We start from the raw sequence: 16,930 nt of genomic DNA on the forward strand, positions 1-16,930 counted from the left end.
GTACCGGAGGCACGGAGCATTGTCAAACAGCCAGGGATTTCAATCCCTGGAAACAGATATAGAAAAATGATTAAAGGAATATTATTTGATTATGGCGGTACAATCGACACCAATGGCTTGCATTGGGCCAATGTGCTGTGGGATGCTTATCAAAATAATCAGGTAAAGGTTGACAAAGAAGCATTTGCGAGTGCATACAAGTTTGGCGAGAGGGCATTGGCCATCCATCCGATCATCCAGCCGCATCATGTGTTTTATGATGTGCTGTTTCTCAAAGCAGAGCAGCAGTTTGGCTACCTGAAAGAAAACGGATACGAGCTGGACGGCCAGGCCATCGAGGCCATCGCCCGCGAATGTGACCGCGTCGCACGCACTAGTGTTGAAAAGGCCGCGCCCGTTCTCGAAAAACTGGCCGCCGAATACCCCCTCGTGATGGTATCCAACTTTTACGGAAACCTGAACAGCGTTTTAAAGGAATTTGGCATAGCGCATTATTTCCAGTCTGTCGTCGAATCGGCAGTGGTCGGCGTCCGGAAGCCCGACCCCGCCATATGGCAGCTGGGCGTAGAGGCGCAGGGCTTTCTTCCCCATGAATGCGTGGCGGTAGGCGATTCGTATTCCAAAGACATTCTGCCTGCAAAGGCGACAGGCGCGAAGGCGATCTGGCTGAATGTGGCGGGATTCGAAGAGGAAGCCAAAACGCACGCGTCGGTAGCCGACGCGGAAATTACAGATTTCGCCCAGGTGGCTGACACCATTAAAAACCTGGGCTAATATTAACTTTTGGCCAGGCATTTAAATGCCGGGTGAAAATAAATGAAAAGTACCATGTACGACATTTGTACCATCGGGCATATCACTTTGGATAAAGTAGTTACTGCCCAGTCTGTCAAGTATATGCCCGGAGGCACTTCGTTCTATTTTTCGAAGGCGCTGCGGCAGTTCGACGTCCGCTATATGCTCGTAACGGCATTGGCTGAAAAGGAGGCCCATATCGTTGCCGGCCTGCGGGAAGAGAACATCGAAGTATTTTCCCAGAACAGTCCCTACACAGTCTATTTCGAAAACATTTACAGCGCCAACCAGGACCACCGCGAGCAGAATGTGCTGCATAAGGCAGCGCCGTTCACCGTATCGCAAATGCCCGCCATCGAAGCCAGGTATTTCCACCTGGGACCTTTGCTATCGGACGACATTACCGTAGACCTGATCAAGTCGCTGGCCGCGAAAGGCAAAGTTTCCCTCGATATCCAGGGTTACCTGCGTTACGTGAAAGACCAGAAAGTGCTGTACAAGGATTGGGAAGACAAGAAAGAGGCATTGCCTTACATCGACATTCTCAAAGCCAACGAATTCGAAATGGAAGTGGTGGCAGGTACGAGCGACATCATCGAAGGTGCGAAATATCTCGCCAATCTGGGTGTAAAAGAAGTCATCATTACCCTGGGCAGCAAAGGCTCACTGATTTATAAGGATGATCATTTTTACCAGATCCCGGCCTACCGCCCCACCGACGTCGTGGACGCTACCGGCTGCGGGGATACATACATGGCCGGCTACCTGAGCCAGCGCGTCAAAGGCGCAGGCGTGCAGGAAGCAGGGGAGTTCGGGGCAGCGATGGCCACCCTGAAAATCCAGTCTTCCGGACCGTTCTCGGGCAAAGCCGACAACGTGCAGGAAGTGTTGCAGTACGGCGAATGCGACCGCGAAGTGATCGCACAGGCCATTTTGTTATAGTACCTTTTTTACCAAAGTCATGAAATACATACTCAGCATTCTGATGGCGATCAGCCTGACGCTTGTTTCGTATGCAGCAGGATTAACCGGCAAAAAGGCCGGCACGACCGCCACGGACCCCGACGATTTCCCGGTCCCCAACGAGGTGCCCGATCTGCTTTTTTACATTCAGCGTGATCCGAATACGAATACAATTTGTTATCAGCTTAACGTCGACAAACAGGGAAGACTTAGTGAGAAAAATCCCGTTAACACATTCTGGATCAGGTATCCGGAAGGCGGGGTGAAGAAAGATTTAAATTATTTGCAGCGTAAATTTGCATACGGTATCAATTCAAAGGCGATCGGTAATGCAAGCTATGAACTGCGGTCGGTAGCGTACTCCAAATTACCGCTCTACCTTCGCAGGGACAACCGCAACGAATACCATGTGTACACGAGCATAGACCGGCGCGAGTGCATTCTCAAAAGAGTGTTCATCCGCATCGACGGCGGCACGTTCTGGTCGCCGAATGTGCTCTATATCGAGTTGAAAGGCACCGAGATCGCCACCGGTAAAACGATTATTCAGCGAATAAAACCATCCTGACATGCCTAAGAACTATGTCTCCAATTCCACGGAATCATCAAGGATGTTTAAAAGCAGCTTCCTTGAAGCATTCTCGAAGGTACATTACTCAGTGCCCCTTTTTATTTTCGTACCGGTTATCACCTATTTCTCCTGGAAAGCGCTTGGTCCGGGGGCGATGGCCTGGTATACTTTTGTTGGCGTAGTATTCGCGGGACTGTTCTTCTGGACATTCACCGAATACTTTATGCACCGGTTTGTGTTTCATTTTACACCCCGCGGCAAGTTGATGGAGCGTATCCATTTTATCTTCCACGGCGTGCATCATGACTACCCCAACGACGCCAAAAGACTGGTGATGCCACCCTCGGTGAGCATTCCGCTGGCGACGGGCTTCTACTTCCTGTTCACCGTTTTTTTAAGTGAATACTATGTGGCAGCCTTCTATTCGGGGTTTATGGCGGGGTATCTTTTTTATGATATGAGCCATTACGCGTTGCATCATGCTAATTTCAAATCCGCATTCTGGAAGAAATTAAAAAAGCATCATATGCAACATCATTATTCAGATGCTAGTAAAGGTTACGGTGTAAGTTCAGATATTTGGGACAGGGTTTTTGACTCGAACGCAAATCGCGCCCCAAAATCTAACTCAATCTAACTGTAACTTTAACTTATGAAGAACCTTGGAAATGAGAATTCAGACCAGGTCTTCAAGGATGAAATCACGAAGGTATCCGACTTCAAATTCGGGACGAAGGTGGTCAGCGTCTTTGACGACATGGTCAGCAGGTCAGTACCCTATTACAATGAAATGCAGCGGATGCTCGCCGAGATCGCTGCCGACCATGTGAAAGAAGGGGGATTCGTGTACGACCTGGGGTGTTCAACCGGTACTACCATGATTGGTCTGGACCAGCTCATTCCCTCGGACATCCGGTTTATCGGCATCGACGAGTCGCAGGAAATGCTCGACAAATGCGACTTGAAGCTGAAAGAGGCGGGTTTTGTAAGGCCTTATGACCTCGTCGCCGGGGACCTGCACCAGCAGCTTCCCATTACCAACGGTTCTGTCGTGATACTTTGCCTGACGCTGCAATTCGTGAGGCCATTGTACCGCGAGCGGCTTCTGAAAAACATATATGACGGATTGAACCCCGGCGGCGTGCTGCTGCTGGTGGAGAAAGTGCTGGCGGAAAGCAGCGTATTCAATCGTGATTTTATCAAATACTATTACAACTACAAGCGGCGCAACCATTACAGCGAGCTCGAAATTTCCCAGAAACGGGAAGCGCTCGAAAATGTGCTGATCCCTTACAAGTTGTCTGAAAACATGCTTCTGCTGAAAGAGGCCGGTTTCGCGGACTGCGAAATTTTCTTCAAGTGGTACAATTTTTCAGGAATGATAGCTTATAAAAAATCATGATCGCGATCGGTAACTTCTTTTTCAAATACAGAAATAACCTGTTTATCGTCCTGTACCTGCTGCTGTTTTTGCCGTCGCCGCAGCTGTTTTCACCGGAGCGGTTCGGGCCGGACTATTACCTGTACCCTGTCATACTCGGCCTGCTGATCACGTTCTCGGGCGAGATCATCCGGGGCATTACCATCGGGCTTGCGTACATTATCCGCGGCGGCCGCGACAAGAAGGTGTACGCCGAACAGCTGGTGACGGAAGGCATATTCCGGCATTGCCGCAACCCGCTGTATGTAGGCAATATCCTGATGTTGCTCGGTGTGGGCGTACTGGCCAATTCGCTGATCTATGTCGGAATCGTAATGCCCGCATTTTTGTTTATATATCAGGCGATCGTGCTGGCAGAAGAGAATTTTTTAAGGAACAAATTCGGCGCACAGTTCGATGCGTATTGCAGCAGGGTTAGCCGCTGGCTGATCAATCCGGCCGGCATTTCGGAAACCCTGAGCGGCATGCGTTTCAACTACAAGCGCTGGCTTTTGAAAGAATATAACACATTGCTGGTGTGGCTGATAGGCATCGTAGCCATACTGATTTTCAGATACCCGCAAATCGTACCGCAGCCCGACAGCCGCATTGTCGTCTTCGCGGTGATCGTGCTGATCCTCGGCGCATTGTACGCCTACGTGAGGTACCTGAAAAAATCCGGCAAGATGACGGACAGCATGGCTTAATACCGCTGCCGACCCGTTTTGGCATGCTATTGGTTGCACCCTCCTGAACCGGATCACACATTTAATAACCCCCTAATAATAGCACCATGAACATTGTAATCGTAGGAGGAGGATTTGCCGGGGTAAACCTGGCGCTGGACCTTGCAAAAAGTAAGACATTCGAGGTAACGCTGGTCGATAAGAACAACTATAACTTCTTTCCGCCGCTGATCTACCAGGTGGCTACGGCCTTTCTGGAACCATCCAGCATCAGTTACCCGTTCAGAAAGCTTTTTTCGGGAAAAGGAAACCTTCACTTCCGGTTAGGGGAGTTACAAAAAGTGGTGCCCGGTGAAAATAAGATCATCCTGCATAACGGAGAGCTTTCTTACGATTTCCTCGTGTTCGCGACGGGCGCGGAAACCAATTTCTTCGGCATGGAGAATGTGAAGCGCAACTCGACGCCCATGAAGACCCTCGAAGATGCGATCAGTATGCGCAACAAGCTGCTCATGCAAATGGAACAGGCCACGCTCAGCAACGACCCGGCGGAGATCAAGAAGCTACTGACGGTCGTGATCGCCGGCGGCGGCCCTACGGGCGTGGAGATCTCCGGGATGTTCGCCGAAATGCGCAACGGCATCCTCCGAAAGGAATACCCCGAACTGGCCGGCAAAGGCAGCGAAATTTACCTTGTCGACGGCAGCGAGGCACTGCTCTCGCCCATGAGCAAGGATTCGCAGCAGGATACTTACGACGCATTGAGCAAGCTCGGCGTGAAAATTCGCCTGAATACCCACGTCTCCGATTTCGTCGACGACAAGGTTTACTTCTCGGAAGGGGATAGCATTGAAGCCAAAACGCTCATCTGGGCGGCCGGCGTGACGGGACGCGTGTTCGACGGCATACCCGCGGAAGCTTACGGGCGCGGGCGCCGGATGCTCGTGGACGCCTACAACAAAGTCAACAGTACCTACAATATCTACGCCATCGGCGACTGCTGCCTGCAAACCGCCGATGAGCATTTCCCGAACGGCCACCCGCAGGTAGCGCAGGTGGCGATCCAGCAAGGCAAGAACCTGGCCCGCAATTTCGGGCTCATTGCCGAGCACCAGCCGCCGCACGCATTCAAATACAACGACAAAGGCTCTATGGCGATCATCGGCCGGGCCAAGGCAGTGGTGGACCTGCCGTCTCCGAAAGTGCATTTCAAAGGCGTCATCGCCTGGCTGGCGTGGCTTTTCATCCACCTTATCTCTTTGATCAACCATCGTAACCGCATGAAAACGCTTTACAACTGGATGATCGCTTATTTCACCAAAGATCAGTCCCTGCGAATGATCATTAAGCCCTCGGTAACGCAGGAAAAGGTCGAATCGGTCTGATGGAACCGTAATTCAACGTTTATCGTTGGCAGTTTGACAAAAAACACTGAATTTTAGTACAGAAAGCCGATAGAGCATTCATTCAGTGTGCAAAAAACCGAATAATGGAACCGATCACGATTGATGTAACTCAAAACACACCATACGGTCTCCAGAAACTTGACTCTTCCATTTCTTTCCGAGGCTTCATCAGCTTTTTGGAAAGTAAGATCGATCAGGAAGAAACGGTCAAAAAGACATTTTTCTCGCTGGTTCTTGACAAGTTGAAAGCCAATCCCGGTTTCAGCCAGGATATTCCGCTCTCGGAAGTCACCAACTACAAGGAGGAACTGAGTTTGATCTATGGCATGCTCATGCCACCTATCGCCAACGAAAAGGAAGTTTTCTGGGCGTTGAGTGCCCCCGTCAGTCCCGTGGTATTCTACGGCACATCGGGATTTTACAGTTTGCTATTCCAGCAGGACGGCAACATCCGCTGCGAACTCATAGAGGACCGGGGCGTGAATTACAAGCAGAAAATGCAGATGCTTTATTCCTTCATTCTGGAAAAGCTCTACAATTTCCCGCCCCTGCACCATCCGGATATGATCATTACGTTGAAAGACGATAAATCCGGCCTGCAAAAATATTACCGTGCCCATATCGACAACCGCTTCTGCGAGGTGTATGCCAAAGGCAGCCTGCCCGAGCTCGACCTGGATTCGCTGCGGTCCGACTTGCAGGAGAATTTCGATATCAACACTTTTTCCACCCTGCTCCCGCATAGCCTCTTCCATTTCGAAGGCTTTTCGGTAATCACGCTGAACGACGTAACGGCCGAGCATGCGGTGGAAAATATCAAGAATACCATTCTCGACCGGGCTTCCTACGATCACAAAACGTATTTCAACTACGTGGCAGGTGCATTGAAAATGCTCGTGGAAAACCCGCGGATCGATTTCGGTCTCATGGCCGTGCTGCGCGTGAACAACAAGCTCGTGTTCGACCGCAGCTCGATCCTGTTCAGCAAGCTCATGACCGCCGCGACGGAAAACGACCTCGCCGAGCAGACATACCTCGATATGGCGACCCAGTATTTCGAGTCGCCGAAAACGCTGCTGCTCCGTAACCTGGGCGTGGAAGATCCCAATAAGCAGGATTTTATCCGCATTCTGCAAAACGACGGCGTGGAAGCTTATGCATTGCTGCCCGTGTACCACGACAACAAGGTGGTAGGCGTGCTGGAAGTGTATTCCAAAGAGCAGAAATCGATCGATGAGCGGCTGCTGGCCAAGCTGGATATCGCATTGCCGTGGATCGCGCAGATGATGACCAACTACATCGATGAATTCAATGTGCAGATCGACAATGTGATACGCGACAAGTTTACGTCGTTGCAGCCCGCCGTTCAATGGCGTTTTCGCGAAACGGCCTGGCATTACATCCGCGACAAGGCACTCAATCCGCAAACGGCCGAAATCGAAGGCATTCAGTTCAGGAACGTGTACCCGCTCTACGGCGCGGTCGACATCCGGAATTCGACCATCGAAAGGAATGCAGCACTCCGGGAAGACCTTCGCCTCCAATTCAATGTATTGATAGAAACCTTTACTGTTCTTAAACAAAAGCTCGGGTTCGGCCTGGCCGACGAGATGATTTTCAAATGCCGGAAATGGATCGCGGAAATCTCCGACGAAAGCACGGATAACGACGAAATGAAAATCCGCGATTTCCTCGAAAACGAAGCGCACCCATTTCTGCTGCATTTCAAGGAGGAAAGCCTGAAACAGTTCGGATCGGGCGCGATGGACCCGGGCGAGCTCGTGCTGCGCAACCGGATCGACCAGTATTTCGCGATGATCGACGAGGACCACGGCTCGGCTTACGCCAACCGCCGGGAACTCGAAGCTTCGATGCAGGCCATCAACTCGTCGGTGAATTTGTACCTGGATTTGTTCCGCAACGAAATCCAGGAAGCCTATCCCTGCTATTTCGAAAAATTCAGAACGGACGGCATTGAGTACGACATTTACATTGGTCAGTCCATTGAACCGCAAAAGCGTTTTAGTGAACTTTACCTCAAAAACATCCGTCTGTGGCAGCTGACGACCATGGCGGCTATCGCCAGGATCACGCATTCGCTGATCCCGCAGCTGGAAAAGCCGCTCGACACGACCCAACTGATCTTTATCAATTCGGGCAGTATCGATATCAGTTTCCGCGACGACGAGCGGCGGTTCGATGTGGAAGGCGCGTACAACATCCGGTACCAGGTGATCAAGAAGCGGATCGACAAGGTGCACGTGAAAGGTACCGGCGAACGGCTTACCCAGCCGGGCAAAATCGCATTGGTATATTTCAATGGCAAGTCGGCCGAAGAATATGTAGGGTATATCCGGTATTTGCAGGAAAAAAATACTTTATTGGATGACCTGGAATTCTTCGATCTCGAAGACCTGCAAGGAGTTACGGGCCTGAAAGCGCTGCGTGTCGGCGTGAATCTGGATTCGGACTGGAATTAACGAAGCGCATTATTTATAACTGAAAGTTCTATGAACTATAACCATCGGCTCGACAAGGTTAAGCATCACGTCCATCACTTTTTTGGCACGAAAGCCCTGACGCAGCTCAGTTACCACAACCTCGCTCACACGGAGTCGGTGGTGGCCAATGCCGTGAAGATCGCCAACCATTACCGGTTGGAGGACAGGGAGACCTTCATTGTCGTAGCGGCCGCATGGTTTCATGATACCGGTTACAGTACTGGCGAAGCCGCCGGCCACGAAAAGCGCGGGGCCGGAATGGCCGCGGAATTTCTGCGGTCGGAAGAGGTGGAGGAAGATGTGATCGCGGAAGTGGAAGGCTGCGTGCTGGCGACGATCTGGCCGCAGAATCCCGCCAATTTCCTTCAACAGATCGTTTGCGACGCCGATTTGTACCACCTCGGTACGCCGGAGTTCAGCGACTGGAACAAGCTCGTGCGCAAGGAAGCCGAACAGCGCCTGGGGCACAAGATCGATAAAACGGAATGGCGCAAAAGCACGATCAAGCTGCTTGAAACCCATGAGTACCATACAGATTACTGCCGGGACCTTTTGGATAAACAAAAGAAAAAGAACCTCGAAAAGCTGAAACAGAAGCTGCTGGAAGACGAGCTCGAAGCATCGGCCCAAAGCGTGGCGGCGGAACCAGCCAGCCCGCAGACGGCGAATGCGGAAACCGTGGCCGACGAGGCGCCGAGATCGATACCGGTGGCCGTGGCTGCCGGGAAGCATCACAAGGAAGAGCGGCTGCTGATCCCCGAAATCGCCGAAGGCAAAAAGAAGAAGGACGACCGGCCGGACAAGGGCATTGAAACGATGTTCCGCATCAGTTCCAACAACCACCAGCGGCTGAGCGACATGGCCGACAACAAGGCGCATATCATGATCACGACGACGTCGATCATCATTTCGGTGCTACTGAGCGTGCTCGTGCGCAAGCTGGAAGACAATGCCTACCTGATTCTGCCCACGATGATGCTCCTCACGGTGTGTATGGTCACGATGGTATTCTCGATCCTTTCCACCCGCCCGACCATCCCGCGCGGCACATTCACGGACGAGGATATCGACGCCAAAAGCGTGAACCTGCTGTTTTTCGGGAATTTTTACCGGATGTCTTTTGAAGAGTATTCCAAAGGCATGCAGACGATGATGAACGACCGGGAATTTCTCTACGGCAGCCTTACCAAGGACGTGTATTCGCAGGGCGTTGTGCTGGGGCGGAAGTACCGGCTGCTGCGCGTGGCTTACAATGTGTTCATGTTTGGTATTGTGGTGTCGGTAGTCGCATTCGTGATCGCGTCCATATTCTTCGAACACTGATTTTACAGATATGGAAGCATTCCGCTATTTCAACCGGGATATCAGCTGGCTCACCTTCAATGAAAGGGTGCTGGGGGAGGCTGCCAACGAGGCCGTGCCGCTGATGGAACGGATCCGGTTTTTGTCGATCTATTCTTCGAACCTCGACGAATTTTACCGCGTACGGATGCCGTACCTGCAAAAAAATGCCATGCGGGATACCGCCGGCAATGCCTACCTCGAAGCCGAGGCGATGATAAACCGGCAGCTGGAAGCATTTGGTGCTATTTTGTCCAAATCCATCATCCCCGCATTAGCGCAGCTGGGGATTCATTTTTCCTATAAAGAAGAAATTTCAGCGCAGATCGCCGCGTTCGCGAAACGCTACTTTTATACCCAGATAGCAGGTTTTATCCAGCACGTTTACCTGAACGACAAAACCTCATTTTTCCCCGAAAACAATCAAATTTACATTGTCGTCATCCTGCAACTGCCGCATGACCGCGAAAAAATCGCGCTCGTGAACATCCCGGTGCCGCAGCTCGACCGCTTCGTGAAAATCAGGCAGTCCGACGGCGAATACATTCTGTTTCTGGAAGACCTGATCCGCTGCAACCTGGATGTCATATTCCCGGATGCCGTCGATATCAAAGCATTCAATATCAAAGTCACCCGCGACGCCGAGCTGGACCTGCTCGACGAGGACGGCGAGGACATGGCCGAGCAGGTGGAAAAGCAGCTGAGCAAGCGGGATTTCGGCCTTGCTACGAGGCTGCTGTATGAGCCCGGCCTGTCGCTGCGGCATTTGCAATACATTGTGAATGTGTTCGACCTGAAAAAAGCATCGCTCGTGGGAGGCGGACGTTACCATAACCTGAAAGACCTTTCGTCGCTCCCCGTGGCATCGCCGGCGATTTCCTACCCGCCGTGGCCCGCTGCGCAGCATCTGGAAGGCTTCGAAGAGCCGGAGACGCTGTTTGAGGCGCTTACCCGCCGGGATCTGATGGTGCACGCGCCGTACCAGACCTACGATACCATTCTGCGGTTTTTCAACGAAGCGGCGATTGATCGCTCTGTGCAGGAGATTTACACGACCATGTACCGCGTCGCGCACGATTCGAAAATCGCACATGCATTGATCTCCGCCGCTAAAAACGGCAAGAAAGTAACAGTACTCGTGGAGCTCAAAGCGCGGTTCGACGAGGCGAATAATATCCGCTGGGCCAAAAAAATGAAAGCCGCAGGCGTGAAAATCATCCATAGCGTGAATGCATTGAAAGTGCATGCCAAGCTGGCGCTGGTCAAACGCAAACATGAAACGCATTCCTACCTGGGCCTGCTCGCGACGGGTAACCTCAACGAAGGCACCGCGCGTTTTTATACGGACCATATTCTGCTCACGGCCCACCCGTTCATGTTGAAGGAAACGGAAATGCTCTTCGGTTTTTTGAGCAAGAAGAAGAAACCCGAGAAGATCGACGCCATGCGTTTCGAGCATTTGCTGGTGGCGCAGTTTAACCTGCAAAACCGGTTTATCGAGCTGATAGACAGGGAGATTGACAATGCCGGAAACGGCTTGCCCGCAGGTATTACCATTAAACTCAACAACCTCGAAGAAGAGGTGCTGATCAACAAACTGTACGAAGCGTCGAATGCGGGCATTACCGTGAACCTGATCGTGCGGAGCATTTGCCGGCTCGTACCGGGCGTTCCGGGGCAGAGCGAGAATATCCGCATCAAACGCATTGTGGACCGCTACCTCGAACACGGGCGCGTATTTGTATTCCATAACAACGGCCTGCCGGAAGTATTCATGGGCTCGGCCGATTGGATGAACCGTAACATTTACCGGCGCATCGAGGTGTGTTTCCCGATTTACCACGAAGACCTGAAAAAGCAGCTTATCGACATCCTCGCATTGCAATGGGAAGATTCCGTGCAGGCCGTATGGATCGACGATCACCTGCATAATGTGCCCGTAACCAACCTGCCCGGGGGCGTGCGCTCGCAGGAGGCCATTTACCAATACCTGACCGGGGCTGTCGAGCAGTTTAAAAAAGCATTTTAATGAAAAACCAATATACACGGATCGGGACGGTGATGTCCTGGTTGCTAGCGGGTTTGCTGATATTCGGCTGCAACTCCACGCAGAAGGAGGCGGAGCTTTTCCGCGGGTACGATCTCAACAAGCCGGAGAAGTTCAACCTGCCCGAAAGCCTGTTCGAAGTGTCGGGCATCACATTCGACAAGGGCCGGAACGATACCATTTACGCCATTCAGGATGAGGACGGCAAACTATTCAGGCTGGCGTGGGATGTCCCCAAGCAGCTGCATACCAAGTTTGCGAAGAAAGGGGATTACGAAGACCTGGCCATCGTGCGCGATCGCGCGTATGTGCTGAAAAGTAATGGTACCATTTTCACATTCCCGATGTCGGAAGTGTACTATGAGGAGCCGCAGGGGATTTCCGAAATGAAAGGCCTTTTACCCAAAGGAGAATACGAAGGAATGTATGGCGACGAGACGACCGGCGAACTGTTTGTGATCTGCAAAAACTGTGCGGGCGACAATTCGAAAAACAGCGTGTCGGGCTATGTGCTGAAAGCCGGGCCGGATTCGGTGATCACGCAAACGGGTGGTTTTGCGATCAATGTCGATCAGATCAAGGCGATTACGGGCAAGGTAGCGCGCGGTTTCAGGCCGTCGGGCATTGCCAAAAATCCTGTGACGAGGGAGTGGTACATTATCTCGGCGGTAAACCAGATGGTGGTGGTGGTGGACCAGCAGTGGAATGTGAAAGACGCGCATCACCTGAACGGCAACATGTTCATCCAGCCGGAGGGCGTCGCTTTCGACAAGGCGGGCAACCTTTATATTTCCAACGAGGGCGACGACCTTTTCAGCGGGAATGTGCTCAAATTCAGAAAATCCGGCCGCTAGGCCATTCATGACATCCTATGAATAAATATTTACTCCGTTTACTCGCATTGGGAACAGTTTTGGCAGGCATATCCTCCTGCGCAAGCTACAAAACCCGCTTCTCCAAAGAAGGTGCGCAATGGCAGTCGGCCTCGCCCGACCCGGCCCTGGAACTGAAACATACGATGTACCTCATCGGCGATGCGGGCAATGACGCCCCCGAAAACCGCGCCCCTGTTTTGGAATACCTCAAAACGAAACTGGCGACCGAGCCGGCCAACAGCTCGGCATTGTTTTTGGGCGATAACATTTACGAATACGGCATGCCGCCGTCGGAGGACTCCGCCGCCCGCAAGGTAGCGGAGTTCCGCATCGGCTCGCAGCTGGAAACGCTGGAAAATTTCAAAGGCAGGCCCATTTTCATACCCGGTAACCACGATTGGCGCGGCTGGGGCGTGAAAGGTTTGAAAAGACAGGAGAAATACATTCAGAAACACATCAACGAAAGCCGCGGGAAGAAAGATAAGGACGATTACGAAGACTATTTCCTCCCGCTGAACGGTTGCTCCGGCCCCGAGGTGGTGGAACTGAACGACAATGTCGTGATCATCATCGCCGACTCGCAATGGTGGCTCACCGACTGGGACCGCGACGAGAAGATCAACGACGGCTGCGAGATCCGTAACCGCGAGCAGTTCCGGTTTGTGTGGGAAAATGTGGTCCGTAAATACCGCAGCAAAAACGTCGTGATCGCCATGCACCATCCGCCGTACACCTACGGGCCGCATGGCGGGCGCTTCACCATCAAGCAGCATATTTTCCCTTTGACCGAGCTTAATCCGAACCTGTACATCCCGCTTCCCGTGCTGGGGAGCCTGAGCGCACTTTTCCGCGGGACGATCGGCTCGCGGCAGGATGCGGCCAACAAGCATTACAAGGATCTGCGCACGGCCGTACTCGCGGGGGCGCGGAAGAATGGCAAGTTCATTTTTGCGAGCGGGCATGAGCATGCATTGCAATTCATCGAAAACGACGGCCAGGAGTTCATCGTGAGCGGAAGCGGCTCGAAAACCAGTCCGGTAAGCCTGGGTAAGGGCTCATTGTTCTCTTCTTCCAAACTGGGCTTCTCGACGCTGAGCTTTTACGCCGGCGGCGAAACCTGGGCGAAATTCTGGGAAGTAACACCCGACGGCAAAGATGCAAAACTGGTCTTTCAGCACAAGGTCAAAGGCCGGCAGCAGGTAGCAGCGCCCGATTCAGCTGCGGCATTCACCGAATACAGCCAGCACGCCGATTCGACAACGAAATTCGTGACCAGCAACGAGGTGAAACCGATCGGCAAATTTCATAAGGCCATGCTCGGCGAGCATTACCGCCCGCTTTACCTGGAACAATATCGGTTCCCGGTGCTCGACATGGCGACCTATAAAGGCGGCGTTGTGGCTACCAAGCAGGGTGGGGGCAACCAGACCAACTCGCTCCGCCTGCGCGACAACGAGGGCAGGGAGTATGCCATGCGCGGGCTGACCAAAGATGTAAGCCGCTTCCTGCCGTTTCCGTTCAACCAGATGGTGGCAGCAAAGTACCTCGTAGAGGATAACTTCCTGTCGACCAATCCGTTCGCGCCGCTGAATATGCCGGCACTCGCGGGGGCGATCAATGTGTACCACACCAATCCAAGAATGTACTACGTACCGGCGCAGCCTGCATTAGGCAGTTTCAACAACGTATTCGGCGGTACGATGAACCTCGTGGAAGAGCGGGCAGACGGCAAACGCTGGAAAAACGCCGACTTTTTCGGTAATCCCGACAAGATCGTGAGCACGCCCGACCTCGTGGAAGCATTATTGGAAAGCAGTAAAAACAAGGTGGACGAGCCGTGGGCGATCCGCACGCGCCTGCTCGACTTCATCATCGGCGACTGGGACCGCCACGACGATCAGTGGGCATGGGCATCCATCAAACAGAAAGACGGAACCATTCTCTACCGCCCTATTCCCCGCGACCGCGACCAGGCATTTTCGCGCTATGACGGCTTTTTGACGAACATTGCACGGCTTACGCTGCCATTCTTGCGACAGCTGCAAACCTACGGCCCTGAAATCCAGAGCATGAAATGGACGACATGGAGCGCCCGCCATTTCGACCGGTCTTTCCTGAACGAACTGAGCTGGGAGCAATGGGAGGAGCAGGTGAAATTTATCCAGAAAAACCTGACCGACGAAGCCATTGCAGCGTCGTTCAACGACTGGCCGGCCAAGGCGCGCGAGATAGCCTCCCCGAAAATGATCGAAGGCCTGAAAGCCCGGCGCGCAGATTTGTTGAAAATTGCACGTGCGCATTATGAATTCGTGAGCCAGTCGGTGAATGTGATCGGGACGGAAGAAGAAGAACGCTTCCTGATCGAAAGGATCGACGACGCGCATACCCGCGTGACCGTGTACGAGACGGGTAAGGAAGGTCGTATCAAGCACCAGAACTACCAGCGCGTGTTCGAAAATGCCGTGACGCATGCCATTAATGTATATGGCAATGGCGACAAGGACGAGTTTATCGTGAAGGGCGATGTGCACAAGGGCATTAAGCTGCGGCTGATCGGTGGGCTGGGCAAGGACTTATTTGCCGACAGCGCCCGTGTGAGCGGCGGCGGCAAAAAGACGCTCGTGTATGACGATTTGAAAAACAATACCCTCGTTGCGGGCCCCGACACCAAAGACAAGCGCACGAGCCTCTACCGCTTCAACGTGTACGACCGCCGGAGCGGCGACAGCAACTATGACATTGCGCTACCGATCCCGATCCTGGGTGCGAACCCGGACGACGGTTTCTTCCTGGGCGGCGCGGTCAACATCACGAAATATGGTTTCAAAAAAGAACCCTACGCTTCGGTACAGACGATCGGCGGCAGCTTTGCGGCTAAAACACAGGGTTTCAAAGTAAATTATACCGGCGATTTTATCAATGCATTCAAAAAATTCGATTTCTACCTGGATACCTATTACCGCGGGCCGAGGTATGCTTTCAACTACGCCGGGCTGGGTAACGAAACCGGGCGGCCTGTGCAGAATCCGGATTTCTACCGGGTCCGGCAGAGCGCATTTTATGTGAATCCGGCCATTAAAAAGCGTTTTGCGGGCGTCAACGGCTTTGTCACATTAGGTCCCGTATTCGAGGTGAACGACATTCAGGCAACGGGCGGCAGGTTCATCACCAGTACCGAAAACGGCTTGCCCGAAGATATTTTCAAAACCAAATATTACAGCGGCGCGAAGTTTACCTTCAATTTCAGCAGCATCGACAACATTTTCTCGCCGCATACCGGCATTCGTTTCAATGCTGCCCTGAACTGGACATCCGACCTGAAAAGCGACGATAATTTCACGGGCCTGCGGGCACAATTCGCCTACTATGCCTCACTCGATCAAAAGGAAAGACTTATCCTGGCCACGCAGGTGGGCACCGGCCTGAACTTCGGGGAGGGGTACCAGTTTTTCCAAAGACCGCAAATCGGCGGGAAACTCGGCTTGCGCGGCTACCGCACGGAGCGTTTTTACGGAAAAAGCTCTTTCTGGCACGATACCGACCTGCGCCTGAAACTAGGCAGCAGCTATAACCCGGTACTACCCCTCACTTTCGGTATTTTCGGCGGATTTGACTACGGTCGCGTATGGCTCGAAAACGAGTCGTCGGACCAGTGGCATTATGATTACGGCGGCGGCATCTGGCTTTCGCCGGTCGACGCCCTGACCATTGCAGCCGGCGCGTTCATTCCCAAAGAAAAGAAAGAAGAGAAGCCGCGGATCGCGATCCAGCTCGGATTCTGGTTTTAGGTGGACCAAACCCTTATTTTTTCTCCAAAACGCTGAGGTTACCGCTCCCTTCGAGGTAGCAGGCCTTCACATTGCGGATATCTTCTACCCCTTTTTCGCGCAGATAAGCCATCAGGTCGGCTTCGGAAATGAATTCCCTGCGCATATTACGTTGCTGGAACTCCCCGTCGACGATGAGTAGTTTCGGGTCAGCCTGGAAAAACCGCCAGAGCGAGGCGGACTTGTAACCCATCCAGTCGATGGCCACGTCCCAGAATACCAGCGTCGCGATGAGGAGGATGCCTTCGGTGATGCTGTTGTACTGGCCGGCCATGGCGTTTTGGGCAGCGTCGCCGATGAGGATAATGAGCAGGATATCGCTCACGCTGAACTGGCCGGTGCCGCGGCGGAAGAACCGGAGCAATAGGAATATGGTCCAGTAGGTGACGGTCCCGCGGATAAAGATTTCCAATACAGATGTGGTTGGAACCCACATTTCATGCCAGTTGAGGCCAATAAGCTTTTCCATTGTATGCTGCCGGGATTGTTTGATTGTTA

At 52.7% G+C, this 16,930-nt stretch carries 13 protein-coding genes; 12 read left to right on the forward strand and 1 reads right to left on the reverse strand.

The features are described 5' to 3' along the window. Positions 1–66: 66 nt before the first annotated feature. The 12 genes from H144_RS0103870 to H144_RS0103925 all read left to right on the forward strand — a co-directional run bounded on the left by H144_RS0103870 (position 67) and on the right by H144_RS0103925 (position 16,393). The gene (locus H144_RS0103870) at positions 67–774 is read left to right on the forward strand and encodes an HAD family hydrolase (protein WP_019940721.1); all 708 of its coding nucleotides are present in this window, start codon (positions 67–69) and stop codon (positions 772–774) included. A 42-nt stretch (positions 775–816) separates the two neighbouring features. Beyond that, the gene (locus H144_RS0103875) at positions 817–1,737 is read left to right on the forward strand and encodes a PfkB family carbohydrate kinase (protein WP_019940722.1); all 921 of its coding nucleotides are present in this window, start codon (positions 817–819) and stop codon (positions 1,735–1,737) included. Between the two features lie 19 nt (positions 1,738–1,756). After that, positions 1,757–2,326 (forward strand): DUF4833 domain-containing protein, encoded by a 570-nt coding sequence (locus H144_RS0103880; RefSeq protein WP_019940723.1) that lies wholly within the window; start codon positions 1,757–1,759, stop codon positions 2,324–2,326. A gap of 1 nt (position 2,327) precedes the next feature. After that, the gene (locus tag H144_RS0103885; RefSeq protein ID WP_026350398.1) at positions 2,328–2,966 is read left to right on the forward strand and encodes a sterol desaturase family protein; all 639 of its coding nucleotides are present in this window, start codon (positions 2,328–2,330) and stop codon (positions 2,964–2,966) included. A gap of 15 nt (positions 2,967–2,981) precedes the next feature. Then, on the forward strand, positions 2,982–3,731 hold the full coding sequence (gene cmoA / locus H144_RS0103890; RefSeq protein WP_019940725.1) for a carboxy-S-adenosyl-L-methionine synthase CmoA: 750 nt from the start codon (positions 2,982–2,984) through the stop codon (positions 3,729–3,731). Further along, complete coding sequence (locus tag H144_RS0103895; protein ID WP_019940726.1) at positions 3,728–4,456, forward strand: methyltransferase family protein; 729 nt, start codon at positions 3,728–3,730, stop codon at positions 4,454–4,456. Before cmoA ends, H144_RS0103895 begins: the two co-directional genes overlap by 4 nt. An 86-nt stretch (positions 4,457–4,542) precedes the next feature. After that, entirely contained in the window at positions 4,543–5,820 is a 1,278-nt protein-coding gene (locus tag H144_RS0103900) for an NAD(P)/FAD-dependent oxidoreductase (protein ID WP_019940727.1), read from the forward strand. 104 nt (positions 5,821–5,924) lie between these two features. Next, positions 5,925–8,321, forward strand: coding sequence for a GAF domain-containing protein (locus H144_RS0103905; protein WP_019940728.1), 2,397 nt, complete (start codon positions 5,925–5,927; stop codon positions 8,319–8,321). Between the two features lie 30 nt (positions 8,322–8,351). Further along, positions 8,352–9,665, forward strand: a complete 1,314-nt coding sequence (locus H144_RS0103910) for a Pycsar system effector family protein (RefSeq protein ID WP_019940729.1) — start codon at positions 8,352–8,354, stop codon at positions 9,663–9,665. Positions 9,666–9,675: 10 nt separating this feature from the next. Next, positions 9,676–11,712, forward strand: coding sequence for a polyphosphate kinase 1 (gene ppk1, locus H144_RS0103915; RefSeq protein ID WP_019940730.1), 2,037 nt, complete (start codon positions 9,676–9,678; stop codon positions 11,710–11,712). After that, entirely contained in the window at positions 11,712–12,584 is an 873-nt protein-coding gene (locus tag H144_RS0103920; protein ID WP_019940731.1) for an SdiA-regulated domain-containing protein, read from the forward strand. The genes ppk1 and H144_RS0103920 overlap by 1 nt, the downstream gene beginning before the upstream one ends. Positions 12,585–12,601: 17 nt before the next feature. Then, positions 12,602–16,393: a metallophosphoesterase gene (locus H144_RS0103925; RefSeq protein ID WP_019940732.1), complete on the forward strand. Its 3,792-nt coding sequence runs from the start codon at positions 12,602–12,604 to the stop codon at positions 16,391–16,393. Between the two features lie 13 nt (positions 16,394–16,406). Here the strand turns inward: H144_RS0103925 and H144_RS0103930 are convergent, their stop codons facing one another. Further along, entirely contained in the window at positions 16,407–16,901 is a 495-nt protein-coding gene (locus H144_RS0103930; protein WP_019940733.1) for a DUF421 domain-containing protein, read from the reverse strand. Between the last annotated feature and the right edge of the window lie 29 nt (positions 16,902–16,930).

Source organism: Dyadobacter beijingensis DSM 21582, from assembly GCF_000382205.1.
GTDB lineage: Bacteria > Bacteroidota > Bacteroidia > Cytophagales > Spirosomataceae > Dyadobacter > Dyadobacter beijingensis.